The organism is Aquabacterium sp., from assembly GCF_049274795.1.
In the GTDB taxonomy this organism is placed as follows: Bacteria; Pseudomonadota; Gammaproteobacteria; order Burkholderiales; family Burkholderiaceae_C; genus Aquabacterium.
Genome location: NZ_JBASTH010000074.1, coordinates 1 through 22,692, shown reverse-complemented (window position 1 = coordinate 22,692; position 22,692 = coordinate 1). Strand labels below are relative to the sequence as shown.

Annotated in this window: 19 protein-coding genes and 2 tRNA genes; 18 read left to right on the top strand and 3 right to left on the bottom strand. The window is 66.9% G+C overall.

Going from position 1 to position 22,692, the window contains the following annotated elements; all coding sequences use genetic code 11:
• On the bottom strand, positions 1-1,340 hold a 1,340-nt coding region (locus WAQ08_RS11935; RefSeq protein ID WP_422191798.1), incomplete at its 3' end, for a helicase HerA-like domain-containing protein.
• Between the two features lie 158 nt (positions 1,341-1,498).
• On the opposite strand from WAQ08_RS11935, the gene WAQ08_RS11930 reads away from it, so the two are divergent.
• From WAQ08_RS11930 to WAQ08_RS11855, 16 genes are all read left to right on the top strand, one after another.
• On the top strand, positions 1,499-2,221 hold the full coding sequence (locus tag WAQ08_RS11930; protein ID WP_422191797.1) for a YebC/PmpR family DNA-binding transcriptional regulator: 723 nt from the start codon (positions 1,499-1,501) through the stop codon (positions 2,219-2,221).
• A gap of 16 nt (positions 2,222-2,237) precedes the next feature.
• Positions 2,238-3,533: a phosphoribosylamine--glycine ligase gene (purD, locus tag WAQ08_RS11925; protein ID WP_422191796.1), complete on the top strand. Its 1,296-nt coding sequence runs from the start codon at positions 2,238-2,240 to the stop codon at positions 3,531-3,533.
• Positions 3,534-3,614: 81 nt separating this feature from the next.
• A complete protein-coding gene (hemF, locus tag WAQ08_RS11920) occupies positions 3,615-4,523 on the top strand; it encodes an oxygen-dependent coproporphyrinogen oxidase (RefSeq protein ID WP_422191799.1) in 909 nt (302 codons plus the stop codon).
• A 1-nt stretch (position 4,524) separates the two neighbouring features.
• Entirely contained in the window at positions 4,525-5,202 is a 678-nt protein-coding gene (gene nadD, locus WAQ08_RS11915; RefSeq protein ID WP_422191795.1) for a nicotinate-nucleotide adenylyltransferase, read from the top strand.
• The gene (gene rsfS / locus WAQ08_RS11910) at positions 5,203-6,078 is read left to right on the top strand and encodes a ribosome silencing factor (RefSeq protein ID WP_422191794.1); all 876 of its coding nucleotides are present in this window, start codon (positions 5,203-5,205) and stop codon (positions 6,076-6,078) included.
• 76 nt (positions 6,079-6,154) lie between these two features.
• On the top strand, positions 6,155-6,622 hold the full coding sequence (rlmH, locus tag WAQ08_RS11905; protein WP_422191793.1) for a 23S rRNA (pseudouridine(1915)-N(3))-methyltransferase RlmH: 468 nt from the start codon (positions 6,155-6,157) through the stop codon (positions 6,620-6,622).
• Positions 6,623-6,640: 18 nt separating this feature from the next.
• Positions 6,641-7,282 carry a Maf family protein gene (locus WAQ08_RS11900; RefSeq protein ID WP_422191792.1) on the top strand — a complete coding sequence of 214 codons (642 nt, stop codon included), beginning with the start codon at positions 6,641-6,643 and terminating at the stop codon, positions 7,280-7,282.
• A gap of 15 nt (positions 7,283-7,297) precedes the next feature.
• Positions 7,298-8,047, top strand: coding sequence for an NAD-dependent epimerase/dehydratase family protein (locus WAQ08_RS11895; RefSeq protein ID WP_422191791.1), 750 nt, complete (start codon positions 7,298-7,300; stop codon positions 8,045-8,047).
• Positions 8,044-9,528, top strand: a complete 1,485-nt coding sequence (rng, locus tag WAQ08_RS11890; protein ID WP_422191790.1) for a ribonuclease G — start codon at positions 8,044-8,046, stop codon at positions 9,526-9,528. Before WAQ08_RS11895 ends, rng begins: the two co-directional genes overlap by 4 nt.
• A 202-nt stretch (positions 9,529-9,730) precedes the next feature.
• Positions 9,731-11,452, top strand: coding sequence for a malate dehydrogenase (quinone) (gene mqo, locus WAQ08_RS11885; RefSeq protein ID WP_422191789.1), 1,722 nt, complete (start codon positions 9,731-9,733; stop codon positions 11,450-11,452).
• Between the two features lie 140 nt (positions 11,453-11,592).
• A complete protein-coding gene (gene tolB, locus WAQ08_RS11880) occupies positions 11,593-12,912 on the top strand; it encodes a Tol-Pal system beta propeller repeat protein TolB (RefSeq protein WP_422191788.1) in 1,320 nt (439 codons plus the stop codon).
• 52 nt (positions 12,913-12,964) lie between these two features.
• Positions 12,965-13,525, top strand: coding sequence for an OmpA family protein (locus tag WAQ08_RS11875; RefSeq protein WP_422191787.1), 561 nt, complete (start codon positions 12,965-12,967; stop codon positions 13,523-13,525).
• A gap of 27 nt (positions 13,526-13,552) precedes the next feature.
• The gene (gene ybgF / locus WAQ08_RS11870) at positions 13,553-14,359 is read left to right on the top strand and encodes a tol-pal system protein YbgF (protein ID WP_422191786.1); all 807 of its coding nucleotides are present in this window, start codon (positions 13,553-13,555) and stop codon (positions 14,357-14,359) included.
• An 80-nt stretch (positions 14,360-14,439) separates the two neighbouring features.
• The gene (locus tag WAQ08_RS11865) at positions 14,440-15,261 is read left to right on the top strand and encodes a tRNA threonylcarbamoyladenosine dehydratase (RefSeq protein ID WP_422191785.1); all 822 of its coding nucleotides are present in this window, start codon (positions 14,440-14,442) and stop codon (positions 15,259-15,261) included.
• Positions 15,262-15,289: 28 nt separating this feature from the next.
• Positions 15,290-15,365: transfer RNA gene (locus tag WAQ08_RS11860), tRNA-Lys, on the top strand.
• 138 nt (positions 15,366-15,503) lie between these two features.
• Positions 15,504-15,579 (top strand) — tRNA-Lys (locus tag WAQ08_RS11855).
• A 146-nt stretch (positions 15,580-15,725) separates the two neighbouring features.
• On the opposite strand, the gene WAQ08_RS11850 is transcribed toward WAQ08_RS11855, so the two are convergent.
• On the bottom strand, positions 15,726-17,420 hold the full coding sequence (locus tag WAQ08_RS11850; RefSeq protein WP_422191784.1) for a methyl-accepting chemotaxis protein: 1,695 nt from the start codon (positions 17,418-17,420) through the stop codon (positions 15,726-15,728).
• Between the two features lie 263 nt (positions 17,421-17,683).
• Here WAQ08_RS11850 and WAQ08_RS11845 point away from each other — a divergent pair, with 263 nt between their 5' ends.
• Positions 17,684-18,388 (top strand): response regulator transcription factor, encoded by a 705-nt coding sequence (locus WAQ08_RS11845; protein ID WP_422191783.1) that lies wholly within the window; start codon positions 17,684-17,686, stop codon positions 18,386-18,388.
• 33 nt (positions 18,389-18,421) lie between these two features.
• Here the strand turns inward: WAQ08_RS11845 and WAQ08_RS11840 are convergent, their stop codons facing one another.
• Positions 18,422-20,578, bottom strand: a complete 2,157-nt coding sequence (locus WAQ08_RS11840; RefSeq protein ID WP_422191782.1) for an ATP-binding protein — start codon at positions 20,576-20,578, stop codon at positions 18,422-18,424.
• 231 nt (positions 20,579-20,809) lie between these two features.
• On the opposite strand from WAQ08_RS11840, the gene WAQ08_RS11835 reads away from it, so the two are divergent.
• Positions 20,810-22,408 carry a methyl-accepting chemotaxis protein gene (locus tag WAQ08_RS11835; protein WP_422191781.1) on the top strand — a complete coding sequence of 533 codons (1,599 nt, stop codon included), beginning with the start codon at positions 20,810-20,812 and terminating at the stop codon, positions 22,406-22,408.
• Positions 22,409-22,692: the final 284 nt, after the last annotated feature.

Below are 22,692 nucleotides of genomic sequence, written 5' to 3'. Positions count from 1 at the left end.
GGGCCGACGCCGCCCTTGCCGCGCGGTTCGGCCGTGGCCGACGGCGTGGGGGCGTTGGGCGTGGCGGCCGCGCGGCCCTTGATCTTCTCGTAGGCTGATTCGCGGTCCACGGCGGTGTCGTACACGCCGGCCACCAGCGAGCCCTTGATCAGTGCCTGGCGTTGTGCCGCGTCGATGGGGCCGATCTGGCTGCCCGGGGGCAGCACGAACACGCGCTCGGTGATGCCGGGGCGGCCCTTCTCGTCGAGCAGGCTGATCAGCGCCTCGCCCACGGCCAGCTCGGTGATGGCCGTGGCGATGTCCAGGCCCGGCTTGGCGCGCATGGTGTCGGCGGCCGATTTGACGGCCTTCTGATCCCGCGGGGTGAAGGCGCGCAGCGCGTGCTGTACGCGGTTGCCCAGTTGGCCCAGCACGGTGTCGGGCACGTCCAGCGGGTTCTGGGTGACGAAGTACACGCCCACGCCCTTGGAGCGCACCAGGCGCACCACAAGCTCGATGCGCTCGACCAGCGCGGCCGGCGCATCCTTGAACAGCAGGTGGGCCTCGTCGAAGAAGAACACCAGCTTGGGCTTGTCCAGGTCGCCCACCTCGGGCAGCGTCTCGAACAGCTCGGACAGCATCCACAGCAGGAAGGTGGCGTACAGGCGCGGCGAGTTCATCAGCTTGTCGGCGGCGAGGATGTTGATGACACCCTTTCCATCGCTTGTCTGCATGAAATCGGCGATGTTGAGCATCGGCTCGCCGAAGAACTTGTCGCCGCCTTGCTCATCGATCTGCAGCAGGCCGCGCTGGATGGCGCCCACGCTGGCGGGGCTGATGTTGCCGTACTCGGTGGTGAACTGGCTGGCGTTGTCACCCACATGCTGCAGCATGGCGCGCAGGTCCTTCAGATCCAGCAGCAGCAGGCCGTTGTCGTCAGCGATTTTGAAGACCAGCTGCAGCACGCCTTCCTGCGTGTCGTTCAGGTTGAGCATGCGGCCCAGCAGCAGGGGGCCCATGTCCGACACCGTGGCGCGCACCGGGTGGCCCTGGGCGCCGAACACATCCCACAGCGTGGTGGGACAGGCCAGGGATTCGGGCGTGGCGATGCCGCGCTCTTCAAGTACCTTGGCCAGCTTGGGGCTGATGCTGCCAGCCTGCGAGATGCCGGTCAGATCGCCCTTGACGTCGGCCATGAACACCGGCACGCCGATGCGCGAGAAGCTCTCGGCCAGGGTCTGCAGCGTGATGGTCTTGCCGGTGCCGGTGGCCCCGGTGATCAGGCCGTGGCGGTTGGCCAGGGCGGGCAGCAGGTGGCACTCGATGTCGCCTTGACGCGCGACGAGGATGGGGTCTGCCATGAGGAGCACTCCGGGGGCGGGTAAAATCACGAAATCACAGTATGGCTCAGCCAGAGCCGTGCCAATACCCCTGCGCACCCGTGTCGCCCCCATGTTCGGCACCGGCGCGCCATGTGTCGTTCAACGCCGACAGATATAACTATCCGGAGCCTCACACCATGGCCGGTCACTCCAAATGGGCCAACATCCAGCACCGCAAGGGTCGCCAAGACGAAAAGCGCGGCAAGATCTGGACCCGTCTGACCCGTGAAATCATCGTGGCAGCGCGCCAGGGTGGCGGCGACATCGCCATGAACCCGCGTCTGCGCCTGGCCATCGAGAAAGCCAAGGGCGCCAACATGCCCGCGGACAACATCAAGCGCAACGTCGACAAGGCCACGGGCAACCTCGACGGTGTCACGTACGAGGAAATCCGCTACGAGGGCTACGGCATCGGCGGCGCAGCCGTCATCGTCGACTGCATGACAGACAACCGTGTGCGCACCGTGGCCGAAGTGCGCCACGCCTTCAGCAAGCACGGCGGCAACTTGGGCACCGAAGGTTCGGTGGCCTTCCAGTTCAAGCACGTGGGCCAGTTCCTGTTCGCGCCCGGCGTGAGCGAGGACAAGGTCATGGAAGTGGCCCTGGAGGCCGGTGCGGACGACGTGGTCACGCACGATGACCAGTCCATCGAGGTGCTGAGCAACCCCACCGAATTCGAAGCCGTGCAGAAGGCGCTCGAAGCCGCTGGCCTCAAGCCCGAGGTGGCCGAAGTCACCATGCGCGCCGACACCCCCATCGAGCTGGCCGGCGACGACGCCGCCCGCATGCAGAAATTGCTGGACGTGCTGGAAGATCTGGACGATGTCCAGGACGTCTTCCACAACGCCGAACTGAACTGATCTTTCGATTGCTGATATGAACATCCTTGTCATCGGCTCGGGCGGCCGCGAGCACGCCCTGGCCTGGAAGCTGGCCCAGTCCCCCAAGGCCCAGAAGGTCTTCGTGGCGCCGGGCAACGGCGGCACGGCGCGTGACCCGCGCCTGGAAAACGTCGACATCACCGATGTGAAGGCCCTGGCCGATTTCGCCCAGGAGCGCAAGATCGCGCTGACCGTGGTCGGCCCCGAGGCGCCCCTGGCTGCCGGCGTGGTGGACGAGTTCCGCGCGCGCGGCCTGCGCATCTTCGGCCCCACGCAGAAGGCCGCGCAGCTGGAAAGCTCCAAGGCCTTCGCCAAGGCCTTCATGAAGCGGCACAACATCCCGACGGCCGCCTACGACACCTTCACCGACAACGTCGCCGCCCACGCCTATGTGGACCAGATCGGCGCGCCCATCGTGATCAAGGCCGACGGCCTGGCCGCGGGCAAGGGCGTGGTCGTGGCCATGGACTTGGCCGAAGCCCATGAAGCCGTGGATTGGATGCTGCCCCTGGATGGCGGCGACAACAAGCTCGGCGTGCAGCACAACGATGGCGTGGCCCGCGTGGTGATCGAAGAGTTCCTGCAGGGCGAGGAAGCCAGCTTCATCGTGCTGGCCGATGGCAAGAACGTGGCCGTGCTGGCCACCAGCCAGGACCACAAGCGCCTGCAGGACAATGACGCCGGCCCCAACACCGGTGGCATGGGGGCCTACTCGCCTGCGCCCGTGGTCACGCCCAACGTGTATGCCAAGACCATGCACGAGATCATCCAGCCCACGTTGGCGGGCATGGCCAAGGACGGCATCCCCTTCACGGGCTTCCTGTACGCCGGCCTGATGATCGACGCGCAGGGCAATCCCAAGACGCTGGAGTTCAATTGCCGCATGGGCGACCCTGAAACCCAGCCCATCATGATGCGCCTCAAGAGCGATCTGGTGGACGTGTTCCTGGCCGCGACGGATGCCACGCTCGACCAGCTCGAACTGCAATGGGACCGCCGCGTCGCCCTGGGCGTGGTCGTGGCCGCTGGCGGCTACCCGCTCAACCCCAAGAAGGGCGATGCCATCACCGGCCTGCCCGCCGAGGCCGACGACGCCATGGTCTTCCACGCCGGCACCACCCTGCAAGATGGCGTGGTGCGCACCAGCGGCGGCCGTGTGCTGTGCGTGACGGCGCTGGGCGACTCGGCCAAGCTGGCCCAGCAGCGCGCCTACGAATACCTCAACGGCATCCAGTTCGACAGCATGCAGTTCCGCACCGACATCGGCTGGCGCGCCATCAAGGCCCGCTGAGCAGGCTCGCGACCCCACGCCCACGCGCCCATGAGCACCACGCCTGTCAGCACTACCCAGGTCAGCACCACGCCCACGTCGATGGAGCCGGCCGTGGTGCGCGCCTACCTGCTGGACCTGCAGGACCGCATCGTCTCAGCCTTCGAGCAGGAAGACGGCACGCCCTTCGTGCGCGATGCCTGGGTGCGCGGCCCGCAAGAGCGCCTGCAGGGCGACGGCTGCTCGCGCCTGGTTGAGAACGGCCACGTGATCGAGCGTGGCGGCTGCAACTTCTCGCACGTGAAAGGGCCGCAGTTGCCGCCCTCGGCCACGCAGCACCGCCCCGAGCTGGCCGGCTGCCCTTTTGAAGCCATGGGCGTGTCGCTGGTGTTCCACCCGCGCAACCCGCACGCGCCCACGGTGCACATGAACGTGCGCATGCTGGCCGCCCACAAGCCTGATGGCGAGGTGGTGGCCTGGTTCGGTGGTGGCATGGACCTCACGCCCTGCTACGGCGTGGAAGACGACGCCCGCCACTTCCACCAGACCTGCCGCGATGCGCTCGCCCCCTTCGGCGATGACAAGCACCCCCGCTACAAGCAGTGGTGCGACGACTACTTCTTCCTCAAGCACCGCAACGAAGCGCGCGGCGTGGGCGGCATCTTCTTCGACGACGTCTCCGAGCTGGGCTTCGAAGGCGGCTTTGCCTTGATCCGTTCGGTGGGCGATGCGTTCACCAAAGCCTACCTGCCCATCCTGCAGCGCCGCCGTGACACGCCCTACGGCGAGCGCGAGCGTGAGTTTCAGTCCTACCGCCGCGGCCGCTACGTCGAGTTCAACCTGGTCTGGGACCGGGGCACGCTGTTCGGCCTGCAATCCGGTGGCCGCACCGAGAGCATCCTGATGTCGATGCCACCGGTGGTCACCTGGCGCTACGACTGGCAGCCTGAGCCTGGCACACCGGAGGCACGGCTGTACACCGATTTCCTCCCGCCACGGGACTGGGTCTGAGTTGGGAGCCGCTCCCACAACCATCAACACCGCCGGCACGGGCGCGGACATCCGCCGCATCGGGCTGATGGGCGGCAGCTTCGACCCGGTGCACACTGCGCACCTGGCGCTGGCGCGCACGGCCCTGTCGCACCTGCTGCTGGACCAGATCCGCTGGGTTCCCGTGGGCCAGCCCTGGCAGAAGGCTCGCCAACTGGCTGCGCCCCAGCACCGCCTGGCCATGGTGGCCCTGGCCACCGAAGACGAGCCGCGCTTTCGGGTCGACGACATCGAGATCCGCCGTGAAGGCCCGTCCTACACCCTGGACACCGTGCGCGAGTTGCAGGCGCGCGACGCCGAAGGCCAGAACGCGCCGGCGGCCGAATGGTTCCTGATCATCGGCCAGGACCAGTACGCCAACCTGCCCACCTGGCACGGCTGGCGTGAATTGATCGATCGCGTCACGCTGGCCGTGGCCTGCCGGGGCGACCAACGCCCCACACCCGCCGCCGAACTGGCGGCCACCCCGCACCGCATGGTCGAGCTGCCGATGCCGCCCATGACTGTGTCTTCCACCGACATCCGTGCCCGGCTCGCCCAGGGCGATGCGCCCGACACCCTGGCTCCCGCCATGGTGCCGCCGGCCGTGGCACGCTATATTGCCAACCATCAACTCTACGCCCCAGGCGCACCCCGCTGAATGGACATCCGTAAACTGCAAAACGCCATCGTCGATGGCCTCGAAGACGTCAAGGCCCAGGACATCGTGGTGTTCAACACCGAACACCTCTCGCCGCTGTTCGAGCGCGTGGTGATCGCCTCGGGCACGTCTAACCGGCAGACCAAGGCCCTGGCCGCCAGCGTGCGCGATGCCGTGCGCGCCGCGGGCTTCCAGGTCATGCGCACCGAGGGGCAGGACAACGGCGAATGGATCATCGTCGATTGCGCCGCCGCCGTGGTGCACGTGATGCAGCCGGCCATCCGCCAGTACTACCAGCTCGAAGAGATCTGGGGCGACAAGCCCGTGGCGCTCAAGCGCAAGGCTGCCTCGGGTGGCCTGGCCAAGGCGTCCGAACCCATCGACGAGGACGAGGCCGACGAAGCACCGGCCAAGCCGCGCAAGGCGGCCGGCAAGACCACGGCCGCCCGCAAGGCCGCCACCGAAGCGCCGCCGCGCAAGGTGGCCGCCAAGAAGGCTGTTGCCAAGACAGCGCCCAAGGCCGCACCCAAGGCGGCCGGCAAGCCCGCTGCCGCGCCCAAGTCCGCCAAGCCCGGCACGGCGCCCAAGGCCCGCACTACCGCCGCCAAGACCCCGGCCGTGAAGAAGCCCGCGGCCAAGAAGGTGGCCGCCAAGAAGGCCACCGTGACCAAGATCGTGGTCAACGCGCCCAAGCCGGCCCGCAAGGTCGCCGCCAAGAAGGCGCCGGCCCGCAAGACGGCTGCGCCGGCATCGACCACCAAGCCGGCAGCCAAGCCCGCGGTCAAGCGCGTGGCCGCCAAGAAGGTTGCCGCCAAAAATGTTGCCGGGAAGAAGGTCGCTGCCAAGAAGGCCCCGGCCCGCAAGAGCGCCCGTTGAGCCGGCGACAGCGTCCGGCCACCTGCCGCATGAGCGTCGCCCCGATTGACTCCGTGGCGGCCGGGGCGGGCGCGCCATGAAGCTGACCGTCGTCACCATCGGCCACCGCCTGCCCGACTGGGCCCAGGAGGCGTGCGAGGACTACCTCAAGCGCTTCCCGCCCGACTGGAAGGTCGAGGTCAAGGCCCTGAAAGCCGAGCCGCGTGAGGGCAAGCCCGTGGTCGCCATCATGCAGTCCGAAGCCGCCCGCATCGAAGCCGCGCTGGAGCGGGGCGTGCGCCGTGTCATCCTCGATGAGCGCGGCAGCCGCTTGACCAGCGTGCAGCTGGCCGAGCGCACCGAGGCCTGGCTGCACGATGGCCGCGACGTGGCCCTGATCATCGGCGGCGCCGACGGTATCGACCCGCAGCTCAAGCAGACGGCCGACGAGGCCATCCGCCTGTCCGACATGACCCTGCCGCATGCCCTGGCGCGCGTGCTGCTGCTCGAGCAGCTCTATCGCGCCTGGTCGCTGCGCAACAACCACCCCTACCACCGGGCCTGAACGGCGCCGGTGACCGCCATGCCTGCCGCCACCGACGCCCCAACCGACCCGACCGCCCCCTGGATCTACCTGGCCTCGCAGAGCCCACGGCGCCGGCAGTTGCTGGACCAGCTCGACGTGGCCCACCGCCTGCTGCTGCCCGACGATACCGACGCCGCCGAGTTGCTGGAGGTGGTCTGGCCCAATGAGGCTCCCGACGACTACGTGCGCCGCGTGACCCAGGCCAAGTGGCAGGATGCTGCCGCCCGGCTGGCCGCCCGCCATCAGGCCGACCCGGCCGCCTGGCCCATCGCGCCCATCCTGTGCGCCGACACCACCGTGGCCCTCGATGGCGACATCCTGGGCAAGCCCCGTGACGCCGCCGACGCCGTGCACATGCTGCGCCGCCTGTCGGGCCGGGTGCACCGCGTGCTCACCGCCGTCGTGGTCGACGGGCAGGCGCGCCTGTCCATCTCGGGCGTGCACTGGCGTTCGCTTTCCGATGCCGAGATCCAGCGCTACGCCGACAGCGGCGAGCCCATGGGCAAGGCCGGGGCCTACGCCATCCAGAGTCGCGCGGGGGCTTGGACTTCTCGCATCGAAGGCAGCTACAGTGGCATCATGGGGCTGCCCCTGTTCGACACAGCCGAGCTGCTCAAGCCGCTGGGTTTTCACTTCTGACCGATGTTGTGACAGATGGACACCATCCTCCCACCTTTGCCCGCCATGCCGCCCGGCACGCTGCCACGCGTGCTGCTGGCCGGTGCCACCGGCCTCGTCGGGGGATACCTGCTGCGCGCCCTGGTGGATGACCCCGGCATCGGGCTCATCACCGTGCTGACACGCCGGCCCCTGCAGCCCGCCAGCCTCCTGGGCGCCGAGCGGGCCGCGGCCCTGCCTGAAGGCCGGCTGCGCATCGCCGAGCTGGATTACGAGCACCTGGACAAGCACACCGACCTGCTGCAGGCCGACTGGGTGTTCTGTACCCTGGGCACCACCATCGCCCAGGCCGGCTCGCAAGAGGCCTTCCGTCGGGTCGATCACCACTACCCCCTGCAGCTGGCCCGCCGCGCCAAGGTGCTGCGCGCGCACCAGTTCCTGCTGGTCAGCGCCGTGGGGGCCAGCGCCGATTCCAACCTGTTTTACAACCGCGTCAAGGGCGAGGTGGAAGACGCCTTGCGTGCCCTGCAGTTCGAATCGCTCACGCTGGCGCGCCCCTCCTTGCTGCTGGGGGATCGCCCCAAGCAGCGCCTGGGCGAGTCGCTGGCCTCGCACTTCGGTTGGCTGATGCCCGCGCGGGCCAAGCCCGTGCACGCGGCCCAGGTGGCAGCCGGCCTGCTGGCGGCCGCGCACGAGGCCCAGCCGGGCGTGCGCATCCTGGACAACCAGGCCCTGCGGCGCATGCCGCAGGCGCCTTCACTGGCTTCCTCTCCCACCACAGCATGATCCAAGACATCCTCGTCAACTGGACCCCGCAGGAAACCCGCGTCGCCATCGTCGAAGGCGGCGCCGTGCAGGAGTTGCACGTCGAGCGCACGCTCGAGCGCGGCCTGGTCGGCAATGTCTACGCGGGCAAGGTGGCCCGCGTGCTGCCTGGCATGCAGTCGGCCTTCATCGACATCGGCCTGGAGCGCGCCGCCTTCCTGCACGTGGCCGATCTGCACCGTGAGGACCACGGCAGCCGCGGCGGTCGCTCGCCCGACACCCCGCTGCCCATCGAGAAGCGCCTGCACGAGGGCCAGACCCTGATGGTGCAGGTGATCAAGGACCCGATCGGCACCAAGGGCGCGCGCCTGTCCACGCAGATCAGCGTGGCAGGGCGCCTGCTGGTGTTCTTGCCGCAGGACGAGCACATCGGCATCTCGCAGAAGATCGGTTCGCCCGAGCAGCGCGAGCAATTGCGTGAGCGCATGATGCAGCTCACCCAGCCGGTGGGCGATGCCAAGCGCAGCGGAGGCTACATCCTGCGCACCAATGCCGAAGACGCGACCGACGACGAACTCGCCTCCGACATCGCCTACCTGCGCAAGACCTGGAACACCATCCGCGAGCAGAGCTTCAAGGCCGCGCCCGGCTCGCTGCTCTACCAGGAGCTGAACCTGGCCCAGCGCGTGTTGCGCGATCTGGTCAACGAGCAGACGCAGACCATCCGCATCGATTCGCAGGTGCAGTTCGAGGCCCTGCAGGCCTTCGGGCAGGAGTTCACGCCCTCGGCCGTGGGCCGCCTGAGCCTTTACCGGGGCGAGCGCCCCATCTTCGATCTCTACAACATCGACACGGAGATCGAGCGCGCCTTGGCGCGCCGGGTGGACCTCAAATCCGGCGGCTACCTGATCATCGACCAGACCGAAGCCCTGACCACCATCGACGTCAACACCGGCGGCTATGTGGGCGCGCGCAACTTCGACGACACCATCTTCAAGACCAACCTGGAGGCCGCGCAGGGCATCGCGCGGCAACTGCGCCTGCGCAACCTGGGCGGCATCATCATCATCGACTTCATCGACATGATGCGCGAGGAGCACCGCGACAGCGTGCTGGCCGAACTGCGCAAGCAACTGGGGCGCGACCGCACCAAGGTCACGCTCAATGGCTTCTCGCCGCTGGGCCTGGTCGAGATGACGCGCAAGCGCACCCGTGAGTCGCTGGCCCACATGCTGTGCCAGCCATGCCCCACCTGTGAGGGCAGGGGGCAGGTCAAGACGGCGCGCACCGTCTGCTACAACATCCTGCGCGAGATCCTGCGAGAGGCGCGCCAGTTCAACCCGCGGGAGTTCCGCGTGGTGGCCAGCGCCGCCGTGGTCGAAATGCTGCTGGACGAGGAAAACCAGCATCTGGCCGGCCTGTCCGATTTCATCAAGAAGCCGATTTCACTGCAGACGGAGCCATCGATGTCGCCCGAGCAGTACGACATCGTGCTGCTGTAGGGCAGGCGGTGATGCAAGGCACAAGGCCCTTGGGGATGTCTGCTTTTCCGCGCGTGCTGCACAGAAGAATGGAATCCTGGATAATCCTTAGGTTAAGGAAAACCCTTCCTTGCCTGGCGCCACGTCCGGCGCGAGAAGCCTGCAGTCACCCTCGCAGGCTTTCTTTTTTTAGCCCCAGCCAAAGAAGCCCAAGAGGCATCCCATGAAAAAAACCATCAAGGCGTTGCTGAGCGCCTTCGTGCTGCTGCTCGTGGCCGCAGCCCTGTTCCTGACCTGGCCGCTCTTTCCCCGCTCCGTGCCGGCGGCCGAGAACGAGCAGCCCATCGATGTCGTGATGGTCGGGGGGGGCGTGATGAGCACCACCCTGGCCACCTACCTGCAGGAGCTGCAGCCCGAGTGGAAGATCCAGGTCTTCGAGCGCCTCGATGGCGTGGCCCTGGAAAGCTCCAACGGCTGGAACAACGCCGGCACCGGCCACTCCGGCTTTGCCGAGTTGAACTACACCCCGGAGCTGCCCGATGGCTCGATCGAGACCAAGCGCGCCGTGGGCATCGCCGAGCAGTTCGAGGTGTCGCGCCAGTTCTGGACGCACCAGATCGGCCGGGGCCACATGCAGGCCCCTGAGACCTTCGTGAACGCCACGCCGCACATGAGCTTCGTGTGGGGTGACGAGAACATCGAGTACTTGCGCAAGCGCCACCAGGCCCTGATCCGCGAGCCGCTGTTCTACGGCATGCAGTTCTCGCAGGACCAGGAGCAGATCCGCAAGTGGGCCCCCTTGATGATCGAGGGGCGTGACCCGGCCCAGAAGGTGGCCGCCACCTACATGCCCCTGGGCACCGACGTGAACTTCGGCGCGGTGACCAACCAGCTGATGAAGGGCCTGCAAAAGAGCCCCAACTTCGCGCTCAAGCTTAAGCATGAAGTGCGTGCCCTGCGCCAGAACGATGACAAGACCTGGAACGTGACCGTGGCCGACCTGGCTGATGGCGGCAAGGAGCGCACTGTCAAGGCCCGCTTCGTGTTCGTGGGGGCGGGTGGCGCGGCGCTCAAGCTGCTGCAGGCCTCCGGCATCCCCGAGGCCAAGGATTACGCCGGCTTCCCCGTGGGCGGCCAGTTCCTGGCCATCGAGAACCCCGCGCTCACGCAGCGCCACGACGTCAAGGCCTATGGCAAGGCCGCCACTGGTTCGCCCCCGATGTCGGTGCCCCACCTGGACGCCCGCAACCTCGACGGCAAGCCTGTCGTGCTGTTCGGGCCCTTCGCGCTGGCCACCAGCAAGTTCCTCAAGGAAGGCTCGTGGTTCGACCTGTTCTCGTCCGTCAACAAAGACAACGTGATGGGCATGCTGCGCGTGGGCATCCACAACCTGGACCTGGTCAAGTACCTGCTGCAGCAGGCCGAACTGAGCGACGAAGACCGCCAGCGCGCCCTGCAGGATTACTTTCCCAACGCCAAGCGCGAGGACTGGAAGCTGATCACCGCCGGCCAGCGCGTGCAGGTCATCAAGCGTGACCCGAAGGAAGGCGCCGTGCTGCAGTTCGGCACAGAGATCGTGACCGACAAGGACGGCACCATCGCCGCGCTGATGGGCGCATCGCCCGGTGCCTCCACCGCGCCGCACATCATGCTCAACCTGATGGCCAAGGCCTTCCCGCAGCAGATGACGGACGATGGCTGGAAGCCGCGCCTCAAGCAGATCGTGCCCTCGTACGGCCGCAAGCTCAACGAAGACCCGGCCCTGACCAACCAGATCCGCCGCCTGACCAGCACGGCCCTGCACCTGCCTTACCTGGACGTGCCCGCCGACCTGGTGGCCGCCAAGGCTGCTGCCGCGCCCCAGGCCTCCGCGTCCGCGCCTGTGCCGGCCCCCGCGCCGGCCTCGTCGCCACGCCAGCTCAACAAGGAACTGCAGGCGCTGTGATGGCGCTGTGATGGCTGTTTGAGCAGCGCCTCCGTGGGGAATTGAGTTCGGCCTGCGCGACGCTGAACTTTTTCCTCGTTTAGCATTCCATGTCCAGACCTGGAGGGTCGAGGTTCATGAACCCCTGCTGTTGAGCGCGCATGCAAGAACGTACGTATCCGTTTGTCACTCCTTTCACCTGCTCCCGCCGGCGTGCGGTAGCCGCCCTGGGCCTGGCCGGCGCGTTGGGCCTGGGCGCCCCCGCCTGGGCCCAGTTCCGGGTCCAGATCAGCGGTGTGGGGGCCACGCAGATCCCGATCGCCATCGGCACCTTCCGCGATGAGCAACGGGGCCCGCAGCCCATTTCCGCCATCGTGCGTGCCGACCTGGAGCGCAGCGGCCTGTTCCGCTCGCTCGACGCCTCGGCCGACCGGCTCGACGAGGTCTCGCGCCCGCCGCTGGCCGACTGGAAGACCAAGGGCGCCGATGCGCTGCTGGCCGGCTCCGTGAGCCCGCTGGCCGATGGCCGTTTCGACGTGCGCTACCGCCTGTGGGACGTGCTCAAGGTGCGCGACCTGAGCGGCCAGAGCCTGGTCGTGCCCGCCGCCGACCTGCGCTTGGCGGCTCACCGCATCGCCGACGACATCTACGAGAAGCTCACCGGCGACAAGGGCGTGTTCGCCACGCGCATCGCCTACGTCAGCAAGGCCGGCCGCCGCTACACCTTGCTGGTGGCCGATGCCGATGGCGAGAACGCCCAATCGGCCCTGACCAGCCAGCAGCCCATCATCTCGCCCGCCTGGGCGCCCGATGGCAAGCGCCTGGCCTATGTCAGCTTCCAGAACGGCAAGGCCGAGGTCATCTCGCAGGAAATCGCCACCGGCAAGCGCCGCCTGCTGGCCAGCTTCAAGGGCTCGAACAGCGCGCCGGCATGGTCGCCCAACGGCAACCAGTTGGTCGTCACGCTCAGCCGCGATGGCGTCTCGCAGCTCTACCTGATCAGCGCCGATGGCGAAGGCGCGCCGCGCAGGCTCACCTCCAGTTCGTCCATCGACACCGAGGCCGCGTTCTCGCCCGATGGCAGCTTTGTCTACTTCGTAAGCGACCGCGGGGGCGGACCTCAGATCTACAAGGTGCCTGCAGGCGGCGGCTCGGTGCAGCGCGTCACCTTCAATGGCGGGTATAACATCAGCCCCAACGTCAGTCCTGATGGAAAATGGCTGACGTACATCGGCCAAGTCAGCGGCGCTTTCCGCGTGCACCTGATGGATTTGTCCTCCGGCGAGACCCGCCCCCTGACCGATACCCGTGATGACGAACGCCCCAGCTTCGCGCCCAACGGCAAGCTGATCATCTACGCCACGCGCCAGCAAGGCCGTGACGTGCTGGTGACCACCTCGCTTGATGGCCGTATCAAGGCGACGCTGTCCACGTCGCAATCCGATGTGCGCCAGCCCGTGTGGGGCCCGTTCCAGAAATAAACTCCGATTCCTTTTCTTTCACATCAACAACTCGACCTCCTGGAGCCTGAAGATGAATGCACAACGCATCGACGCTTCCCTGATGACCCTGGCGCGCCGCGCCACTGGCGTGGCCCTGGCCTGCTCGGCCCTGTGGCTGGCTGGCTGCGGATCCAACGTCAAGCTCAACGACAAGCCCGCGCCGATCACTACCAGCTCGCAGGCCCCCACGACCACCACGCCCGCGGCATCGACCGTGGCCCCGGTGGAAGCCGCTCCGATCGACCCGACCGCACTGCCGGCCGACCTGGCCCGCGTGATCTACTTCGACTTCGACAGCTTCGTGGTGCGTGAAGACGCCCGCGGCACCGTCGAGGGCTACTCGAAGTACCTCAACGCCAACAAGTCCAAGCACATCACCGTGGAAGGCCACACCGATGCACGCGGCGGCAGCGAGTACAACCTGGCCCTGGGCCAAAAGCGCGCTGAAGCCACAGTCAAGGCCCTGGGCCTGCTGGGCGTGTCGGCCAACCAGCTCGAAGCCGTGAGCTTCGGCAAGGAGCGCCCGGCGGTTGAAGGCACTGGCGAAGAAGTCTGGGCCAAGAACCGCCGCGCCGAGTTCAAGGGCCGTTGATCCTCGTTAGCTGAAAAGGGTGTTGCCGTGAGAGCACTGCGTGAGTTGTCTGGCCTGAAAGTGCTGCGGCCCGTGGTCGTGGCCCTGGCCGCGCTGGGGGCTACCGTGGGTGCGCAGGCCGCCCTGTTCGGTGACGATGAGGCCCGCAAGGCCATCCTGGACATGCGTCAGCAACGCACGCAGGACCAGGATGTGCTCAATGCCAAGCTCACCACGTTGAGCGGACAGATCGACCAGCTGCGCCGCAGCCTGCTCGAGATGAACGCCCAGCTGGAGCAGTTGCGCGGCGAGATGGCCTCGCAACGGGGCCAGAACGAGGTGCTCTCGCGCGATGTGTCCGAGGTGCAGCGCCGCCAGAAGGATTTGCAGCAGGGCATCGACGACCGTGTCAGCAAGCTCGAACCGCAGAGTGTGTCGCTCGACGGCAAGACCTTCCAGGCCGACCCGGAGGAAAAGCGTCAGTTCGAAGAAGCCCTGGCGCAGCTGCGTCAGGCTGACTTTGCTGGCGGCTTGGCGGCGCTCAACACCTTCCTCAAGCGCTACCCGTCGACCGGCTACAAGGAATCTGCCTTGTACTGGCTGGGCAATGCCTATTACGGCCAGCGCGACTACAAGCAGTCCATCACTGTGTTCCGCTCGCTGCTGTCGGCAGCGCCCCAGCACGCACGTGCGCCTGAGGCACTGTTGTCCATCGCCAATTGCCATACCGAACTGAAGGAAACGAAGTCGGCGCGCAAGGCCCTGGATGATCTGATCAAGAACTACCCGGATTCCGAGGCGGCCCTGGTCGCGCGCGAGCGTCTGGCCAGTGCATCGGCCAAGCCCAAGGGCTGAGCCGGCCGCAACGGACATCGAGGCCCATGTGGCGGCGGGTGCGCAAGCGCCTGTCGCCATTTTCTTTTGACGAGCACAACATGATCCCGACCTCCGATGAAGCCGATCTGGAGCGCCGTTTCGGTGGCCTGCGCCGCCTGTACGGGCCGGTGGGCTATGCACGCGTGCGTGCCGCGCGCATCGCCGTGGTGGGCGTGGGCGGGGTCGGCTCCTGGACGGCCGAGGCCCTGGCGCGCAGCGGCGTGGCCGAGATCACCCTGATCGACCTGGACCACGTGGCCGAGTCCAACATCAACCGCCAGGTGCATGCGCTGGAGCCCACGCTGGGCCAGGCCAAGGTGCTGGCGCTGAAAGAGCGCATCGCGCTGATCCATCCGGGCTGCGTGGTGCATGCCATCGAAGAGTTCGTGGATGAAGAGAACGCCCAAGCCCTGCTGGGCGCACAACCGCTCGACGGCGTGATCGATTGCTGCGACCAGGTGCGGGCCAAGGCGGCCGTGGCGGCCTGGGGCCGTGCGCAGGGCGTGCCCGTGGTGAGCGTGGGCGCGGCCGGCGGCAAGGTGTCACCGCAGTTGCTCGAAGTGGCCGATCTGGCCGAGGTGACGCACGACCCGCTGCTGGCCAGCCTGCGCCAGCGCTTGCGCCAACGCCATGGCGGCACGCGCAAGGGCGCGATGGGCTTGACCTGTGTGTTCTCACGCGAGGCGGTGCGCCTGCCGCAGGATGCCGTCTGCGAAGTGGGTGATGTGGCTGGCGCGGCGGAGCAGGGCGTGTCTCGCGATGCACCCAGCGATGGCAGTCTCAATTGCCACGGATTCGGCTCCACCGTCACGGTGACCGCAACCTTCGGGATGGTGGCGGCTTCGGAGATGGTGAACAGATTGATGGCGAGGAAGCCCTGAAACAGGCTATACTCTTGGGCTTTTCCGGGGGTCGTTAGCTCAGTCGGTAGAGCAGCGGACTTTTAATCCGTTGGTCGCGTGTTCGAGTCACGCACGACCCACCAGAATTTCTTGGATGACAACAACAGCGCTTGCCAAACACTTGCAAAGTTGTCTATAATCTGAGGCTTCGCAGAGATAACCAAATCACTGTGAGTCGCTTGCAAAAGCGGTGCTTAAAAAACATTGCTTCAAGCATTGAAGGGCTCTTAGCTCAGTTGGTAGAGCAGCGGACTCTTAATCCGTTGGTCGAGTGTTCGAGTCACTCAGGGCCCACCAACATTTCTTCAAGCTGTGCGAATGTGCAAACGTTCAAATGGCTTGGACTTCAAAAAGCCACCCGTTATGGGTGGCTTTTTCATTGGGGCCTTCGCCCCTTGGCCCTTGCCTTGTGTTCGAGGCAGCGCCGGGCGCCTCGAACTCAGTCAGGACGACGACAGCTGCGGATTGAGCTTGCCTGCGGGGTTCATCAGGGCTGCATGGCCTCGAGTGCGTGGAGCAGCGGGTCGGGATGACGCCACTTGCAGTGCGCTGGCCTGTCCGTGTCCGTCACTGGCCAGCTTGAATACGCTCACGGCCTCGGTCAGTTGCGAAGCCTGCTGGTGCAGGCCGTCGGCGGCCGTGGCGCTTTCTTCCACCAGCGATGCGTTCTGCTGCGTCATCTGGTCGAGTTGGGCCACGGCCAGGTTCACCTGACCGATGCCAGAGGTCTGCTCGCTCGAAGCGCTGCTGATCTCGCCGATCAGGTCGGCCACGCGCTTGACCTGGCCCACGATGTCGTCCATCGCGCTGCCCGCCTGGTTGACGAGTTGGGCGCCGGCATCGACCTGGGTCACGCTGTCGGCGATCAGGGTGCGGATTTCCTTGGCGGCTTCGGCGCTGCGCTGCGCCAGCGAGCGCACTTCGCCGGCCACGACCGCGAAGCCGCGGCCCTGTTCACCGGCGCGCGCCGCTTCCACGGCGGCGTTCAGCGCCAGGATGTTGGTCTGGAAGGCGATGCCATCGATCACGCCGATGATGTCGCCGATCTTGCGCGAGCTGGCGCTGATGTTCTGCATGGTGTCGACGACCTGGGTCATCACGACACCGCCGTTGGTGGCTGCTCGGCTGGCTTCGTCGGACAACATGCTGGCCTGGCGCGCCGTCTCGGCGTTGTGCTGCACGGTGGTGTTGAGCTGCTCCATGGATGCTGCCGTTTCCTGCAGGTTGGAGGCCTGCTCTTCGGTGCGCTGCGACAGGTTCATGCTGCCATGCGAGATCTGGGCCGAGCCATGGGCGATGCTGTCGGAGGCATGGCGTACCTGGGTGACCAGGCCGGACAGGCTGCCCTGCATGTGGCCCAGCGAGGCCATCACGCTGCGGCGGGGGGCTGTGTGGGCCCCGGCGATGGGGCTCAGGTCGCCCTCGGCCACACGCTGGGCGGCAGCGCCCAACTCGGCAGGCTCGGCGCCCAGGGCGCGGGTCAGTCCGCGCGTGATCAGCAAGGCCAGCCCGCAGGCGGCGGCAATGGCCAGGATGCTCAGGGTGATCAGCAGGGCACGGTCGGCCTCGTAGTCGGTCTGCGCGGCGGCTTCGTCTTCCTTGGCCTGGCGTGTGGTCAGGCCGATGTAGTCATTGGTGGCCTTGATGAGCGCAGCCAGCAAGGGGCGGCAATCGGCGTTCATCTTGGTGATGGCCTCTTCGTGGCGGTCGTGCATTGCCAGGTCCACGATGTTCAGGGCCACGGGGCCGTACTTGGATTCGATGCGTGCCAGCTCCTGGTACTGGGCGCGTTCGCCGTCCTGGACGTCCTGGGTCTTGGTGATCATGTCACCCAGTTCCTTGAGGCGCTCCTGCACCTGCTCATGGGCTTGCACCACGACGCCATGTTCTTTCTGGCGCTCCTGCGCATCCTTGATGAGCACCAGGTTGCGTGCTCCGACCGCACGGGCATTGGCTGCGGCGCGCACCTGGTTGGCCAGGGTCACGCGGGCGCTGGTCTGTTCGACGTAGTTGGCGAAGTCATTGTGGCTGCGCGACAACGAGTGCAGCGACAGGGCCGAAACCACCAGAACCAGTAGCGCCAAGGCGCCGAAGCCGCCCAGCAGCTTGGTGCGAACACGGAGGGAACGGAAGCTCATGGGGAGCACCTTCAGCTTTCTTGTGCGGGCGAACAAGGATGGAACGGCCAGGCGTCGGCGTACACACAGGTCGTTGCTTGCCGGGTTTTCGGTTTGGGTGGCGCTCACTTTAGTCATTTGTGAGCGCTTGCAACACAACCCTAAAGTGCAAAAATCCGTGCTGGACGTGATCAATTCCGCGTGATGGGTGACGCTGTGCGGTTCACAATGTGGATTGCTGTAACAGGCCGTGCGCATGTCACGCGCTGGCCGCTCTTTTGCCGATGTCTTTTGATGCCATTTCCCTGCCGGACTCCGTGGCCCTGGTCGATGACGACCCGGAATACAGCGAGTTCCTGGCCCAGCACCTGATCTCTGCCGGAGTGCAGGTGCACCGTTATGCCGACAGCGCCGAGCTGCTGGCCGACCATGAGCCGTTCCGACATGCCTTCTACCTGGTCGATCTGATGCTGCCTGGCATCGACGGGCTGGAGCTGATCCGCGTGCTGCGCAAGCGCACGCAGGTGGGCGTGCTGGTGGTGTCGGGGCGTGTCTCGCCGGATGTGTTCGCCTCGGTGGTGGACGCCGGCGCCGACATGTACCTGGCCAAGCCCGTCAGTTTCGAGCAGGTGACGGTGGCGATCCGCGCCGTGCACCGCCGCGTGGTGGCCACCCGTGGCCGGCCTGCGGCCTGGGTGCTGGACCGCCGCGCCGCCCAGTTGGTGGCGCCCGATGGCGTGCGCATCGACATGAGCGACCTGGACATGGCCGTGATGGCCTGCTTCGTGACCGCACAGGGGCAGTCCGTCACCCGCGAGCTGCTGTGCCAGCAGTTGGGCCGCCCGGTCACGGAAGAGCCTGACAACGCCTTGAGTGCCACCATCTACCGCCTGCGCCGGCGCATCGAGCGTGCGACCGATTGCGTCGTGCCGCTGCAGTCGCTGTCGCGCGTGGGCTACGTGTTCAAGGGGCCACTGGTCGAGGGCTGAGAGGCTTGCGTGCGCTGCAGGATGCTCCGCCTATCAGGCGTCCTGCGGCAGCCAGAGCCTGAAGATGGAGCCTTGCGGCGTGTTGGGGCGCAGGTCTACCAGCCCGCCGTGCAGGGCCATCACGCGCTGCACGATGAACAGTCCCAGCCCGTGGCCGGGCAGGCCGCTGTCGCCGCGCGTGCCGCGTTCGAACAGGTTAGGGCGCAGGGCGGGCGGGATGCCGGGGCCGTTGTCGATCACCTCGATCACCAGCGCCAAGGGATCGTCGCTGTCGCTGATGCGCAGTTCCACGTCGGTATCGAGCGGCGCATAGACCAGGGCGTTGCCCAGCAGGTTGCGCAGGGCCAGGCGCATCAGGCTGATGTCCATCGAGGCGGTGCGTGTGGCGCTTTGCCGCTCGATGCGCACGCGGTGGCGGGCCTGTGGGTCCAGATCGCCCAGGCTAAGCTCGATCAGGGTGTCGACATCGGCGTCGTGGCACTCGATGCGGTCGGGGCTGGCCAGCAGGGCCGTGGCGGCCAGGGTGTTGTTCAGCGAGGCCACGATCTGGCCGATCACCGATTGCGCACGGCGCACAGCCGTCGCGGCATCGGTGGAATCAGTGTGCCCTGAAACGCCGGCGTGAGCGCTGCTGTCTTCGGAGAGGGCCGCACGGGCGCCCTGCAGGGCCGCCGAGGCGTTGTTCAAGGGCTGGCGCACCTCATGGGCCAGGATGCGCACGAACTCCTCGCGTTCGGACACCCGCTCGCTCAAGGCCCGCGCGCGTTGCTCGGCCACCAAGCGTGCGGCGTGTTCGCGCGCGGCGGCCTTGCGGTCCGTCACGTCGCGTGAGGCGCAGAACAGCAGCGGCTCGCCATCGAGCATCACGCCCACGGCGCTGACCTCTACCTCCATCAGGCTGCCATCGGTGCGGCGGTGCACGCTGCTGAACTTGCTGCGGCGATTGGGCACGATGGGGGTGTACAGGGCGGCCAGGTCCTTGCTGGACAGGCCCGCATCCCACTGGCCCAGGTAGGTGCCTAGCAGTTCAGCGCGCGTGGCACCCAGCATGGCACCGAAGCTGTCGCTCACCTCGACGATCTTGCCCCGGGCATCGATCACGTGCACGCCATCGCTGGAAGTGCGCAGCAGGGCCTGGCTGCGCTTGCCCGCCTGCACGATGGCCTGCTGGCTTTGCAGGTCGCGGCGCCAGCTGCGGTAGAGCAGGGCCGAGCCGCCCAGCATGGCCAGGGCCACGATCAGCAGGTAGGCGGTCAGGTGCATGCGCTGAAGCCGCCATGAGGCCAGTTGCTCGCCCGTGTCCAGGCCCACCACCACGTACAGCGGGTAGCGGCCGACGCGTTCGTAGTGGTTGATGCGCTCGATGCTGTCCAGCGTGGTGGGGGCGGTGTAGTTGCCGCCTTGCGGGGCCTTGGACAGGGCCTGGCGCAGGGCTTCGGACACCTTGGCGCTGCCGATGGCGCTGGTGTTGTTGCCCTGGGGCGTGCGCCGTGCGATCAGCCGCATGCTGGCGGTGCGCAGGCTCACAGCGCCCTGGGCGCCGATGTCCACCTCGGCGAAGAGCTGTTCGAAGTGCTGCGATGACAGGGCCGTGTAGATGACGCCGGCGAAGCTGCCGTCCGGGTGGTTCACGCGCCTGGCCAGGGCGATCACCCAGCGGCCGCTGATGCGCGACTGCAAGGGCTCCGACACGATGAGCTGGCCTGGTGCCGCGTTGCGGGCCTGGATGAAGTAGGGCCGGTCGGCCACGTTCACGGGCCTGTTCTGGGGCAGGCCGGCGCCGTGTCGTACCAGGCCTTGTGCATTGGTGATGCGCAAACCTTCGCCCTCGACCAGTTGCTGCTGGTGCTTGGCCAGCAACCGGTCCACCTGCTGCGGCTGGGTCTGGCCTTGGCGCAGGCTGTCTTCATAGGCCTGGCCGGCCAGGCGCAAGGTCAGGTCCAGCTTGTCGATGGTGGCGCCGATGCTTTGCTGCAGTGCGCGCGCCAGGTTGGTGGTGGCCACGTCCGTGCGGGCCAGCTGGCTCTGCAGACTCCATTGCAGCGACAGCACCGACAGGCCGATGAACAGCGAGAGCAGCAGCAGGTTGCCCAGCACCAAAAGGCCCAGCAGGTGCCCGGACGATGCGGCGCGTGTCGGCGCGCTGGTGTCGTCCAGCGTGCTGTCTGAAAATGCGGAGCTTGTGATCACGAAGATGGATGATGCGGCAGTCCATGCACCGTGCATGTCATTTGACGTGAATCAAAACGGCACAACTGGCGCTCATGACGGGATTATTCACGCGATGAGGCACCCCCATGGTGCGTATAGTCAGGTAACTGACCAAGGCCTCCACGTGAGGCCTTTTCCTTTCATCGCGGTGTGGCTGAAACGCTGGTGACAACAGCGCGACGGCACCCTTGTGTGAAGTACCGACGCACGATGAGAAAGAACCTGCCCATCACCCAACGCGAGTTCGCCCTGCCTGATGGCGAGCCGCTGGTCTCCGCCACCGACCTCAAGGGGCGGATCATGTATTGCAACCCGGCCTTCGTGCGTGTCAGCGGCTATCTGAAGAACGAACTGATCGGCCAGCCGCACAACCTGATCCGGCACCCGGACATGCCTGCCGAAGCCTTCCGTGACCTGTGGGCCACGGTGCAGTCGGGACGCCCCTGGTCGGCCGTGGTGAAGAACCGCCGCAAGGATGGCGACCACTACTGGGTGCAGGCCAATGTCACGCCCGTGCTCGAAGCCGGACAGGTGGTGGGCTACCTCTCTGTTCGCACCAAGCCCAGCCGGGCCCAGGTCGAGGCGGCCACGGCGCTGTACCAGCGCATGCAGGAAGAAGCGCGCGAAGGCGCCTTGGCTCTGCACCTGCGTGAAGGCCATCTGTGGCGCCGTGGGCTGCGTGGCAGCTTGCAGAAGCTTTTGCGCCCCTCGCTGAGCCGACGGGTATGGCTGGGCGCATTGGCCACGCCCCTGTGCATGGCCGTGATCGCATGGTGGGCCGCGGGGCTGCAGCCGGCGCAGGGCCTGGGCCTGCTGGGCGCGGCGATGGCCTTGGGCAGCTGGCAGGCCTGGCGCTGGCAGCATGGCCTGGTCAAGCCGATCAGGGGCCTGATCGCGCAGGCGTACCGCATGGCGGCCGGCGATCTGTCGCTGACCGGCGAACGAGTCCGCCACGACGAGCTGGGGCAGCTGGATCGGGCCATGGTGCAGCTCAACGTCAATCTGCAGGCCATCGTGGGCGATGTGCGCCGCGAGATCGCGGGCATCCATTCGGCCTCGCGCGACATCGCGCAGGGCAACCATGAGCTGTCGGCCCGCACCGATTCGCAGGCCAGCAACCTGCAAGAAACGGCCACCACGCTGGAGCAGATCACGGGCAATGTGCGCACCAGCGCCGATGCCGCACGCCAGGCCGCAGGCCGGGCCGAGCACACGCACGAGATGGCGCAGCGCAGCCAGCAGTCGGTGCAGGAGATCGTGGCGCAGATGGACGTGATCGCGCAGGCCTCGGGCCGCATCGGCGAGATCGTGGATGTGATCAACCGCATCGCCTTCCAGACCAACCTGCTGGCGCTCAATGCCTCCGTGGAAGCGGCGCGTGCCGGTGAGGCCGGCAAGGGCTTCGCGGTGGTGGCGGCCGAGGTGCGGGCCCTGGCCAACCGCTCGCGCCAGGCAGCGGGTGAGATCAAGGTGCTGGTGGACAACGCGCTCACCACCATCGCGCAAGGGCATGAGCGGGTGCGCGCCAATGGCGATTTGATGCAGCAGACATTGGGCTCGGTGCAGGCGGTGAGTGATCTGGTGTCCAGCATCAGCCGGGCCAGCGCCGAGCAATCGGTTGGGCTGACGGAAGTGAGCCGCGCCGTGGCCTCGCTCGATGGCATCACGCACCACAACGCCGCGATGGTGGAGCAGCTGTCGGTGGCGGCATCGGCCTTGAGTGGCCAGGCCGACCAGGTGGCCGAGGCGGTGCGTATCTTCCGCGTGCGTCAGTCGGCGTCGGCGGAGATCTGCGAAGTGCCTGCTTGATCAACCGACTACCAAGTTCACTCAGGATATGGTGAACTTGCGGGAAAGAATTGCCGAACTTTCCAACCTGCAGCCCCAGATGCAAGGCTCGGCTCATCAAGTGCGTTGTTGTGGGTGGTTTGCGGCTCAGGGGCGCCAGGTGCGCTCGACCAGCGCCTCTGTTTCCAGCGGCCTGCCAGCCTGGTCCATGGCGGCCCGCCATTCCTTCGGGGCCGGGAAGTCGCGGCCGGTCGCGGTGCCGCCCCACAGGCTGGCCTTCACGGCCAGCACCACAGGCCCGCCCC

Excerpts from the sequence above, each read along its gene's own strand:
- WAQ08_RS11930 (WP_422191797.1), top strand. The coding sequence starts at position 1,499 with ATGGCCGGTCACTCCAAATGGGCCAACATCCAGCACCGCAAGGGTCGC.
- WAQ08_RS11850 (WP_422191784.1), bottom strand. The coding sequence starts at position 17,420 with ATGAGCTTCCGTTCCCTCCGTGTTCGCACCAAGCTGCTGGGCGGCTTC.
- tolB (WP_422191788.1), top strand. The coding sequence starts at position 11,593 with ATGCAAGAACGTACGTATCCGTTTGTCACTCCTTTCACCTGCTCCCGC.
- purD (WP_422191796.1), top strand. The coding sequence starts at position 2,238 with ATGAACATCCTTGTCATCGGCTCGGGCGGCCGCGAGCACGCCCTGGCC.
- WAQ08_RS11835 (WP_422191781.1), top strand. The coding sequence starts at position 20,810 with ATGAGAAAGAACCTGCCCATCACCCAACGCGAGTTCGCCCTGCCTGAT.
- rlmH (WP_422191793.1), top strand. The coding sequence starts at position 6,155 with ATGAAGCTGACCGTCGTCACCATCGGCCACCGCCTGCCCGACTGGGCC.
- WAQ08_RS11875 (WP_422191787.1), top strand. The coding sequence starts at position 12,965 with ATGAATGCACAACGCATCGACGCTTCCCTGATGACCCTGGCGCGCCGC.
- rsfS (WP_422191794.1), top strand. The coding sequence starts at position 5,203 with ATGGACATCCGTAAACTGCAAAACGCCATCGTCGATGGCCTCGAAGAC.
- WAQ08_RS11900 (WP_422191792.1), top strand. The coding sequence starts at position 6,641 with ATGCCTGCCGCCACCGACGCCCCAACCGACCCGACCGCCCCCTGGATC.
- rng (WP_422191790.1), top strand. The coding sequence starts at position 8,044 with ATGATCCAAGACATCCTCGTCAACTGGACCCCGCAGGAAACCCGCGTC.
- mqo (WP_422191789.1), top strand. The coding sequence starts at position 9,731 with ATGAAAAAAACCATCAAGGCGTTGCTGAGCGCCTTCGTGCTGCTGCTC.
- WAQ08_RS11845 (WP_422191783.1), top strand. The coding sequence starts at position 17,684 with ATGTCTTTTGATGCCATTTCCCTGCCGGACTCCGTGGCCCTGGTCGAT.
- WAQ08_RS11895 (WP_422191791.1), top strand. The coding sequence starts at position 7,298 with ATGGACACCATCCTCCCACCTTTGCCCGCCATGCCGCCCGGCACGCTG.
- WAQ08_RS11865 (WP_422191785.1), top strand. The coding sequence starts at position 14,440 with ATGATCCCGACCTCCGATGAAGCCGATCTGGAGCGCCGTTTCGGTGGC.
- hemF (WP_422191799.1), top strand. The coding sequence starts at position 3,615 with ATGGAGCCGGCCGTGGTGCGCGCCTACCTGCTGGACCTGCAGGACCGC.